The following is a 393-nucleotide window of genomic DNA, read 5'->3' as shown; positions in this document are numbered from 1 at the left end:
ATCCATTTGACCACAGATAGGTTGATCCTGCATTGCCGGCATCTAATGTGATTGTTCCTCCAGCACAAGTTTCCTGGTCCGTTCCAAGGTCTACAACCGGGTTTGGATGAACTGTTACATTCACATCATCCGTTGCTGAACAGCCATTGGCATCAGTTACAACTACTGAATAATTTCCTGATGTTGATACTGTGATGGTTTGAGTGGTTGATCCATTTGACCACAGATAGGTTGATCCTGAATTTCCTGCATCTAAGGTGATAGTATTTCCAGCACAGGTTTCCTGGTCTGCTCCCAAATCAACCGTTGGATTTGGATGAACCGTTACATTCACATCATCAGTTGCTGAACAGCCATTGGCATCAGTTACAACTACGGAATAATTTCCTGATG

Annotated in this window: 1 protein-coding gene; it reads right to left on the bottom strand. The window is 43.5% G+C overall.

What is annotated here, in order from left to right:
- A partial coding sequence (locus DF185_RS23720; RefSeq protein WP_207784757.1) for a hypothetical protein occupies positions 1 to 393 on the bottom strand: 393 nt, incomplete at both ends.

The sequence above is a fragment of the Marinifilum breve genome, from assembly GCF_003202155.1.
In the GTDB taxonomy this organism is placed as follows: domain Bacteria; phylum Bacteroidota; class Bacteroidia; order Bacteroidales; family Marinifilaceae; genus Marinifilum; species Marinifilum breve.
Note: the sequence above shows the minus strand (reverse complement) of the source record. Positions and strands in the feature narration are given on the sequence as shown.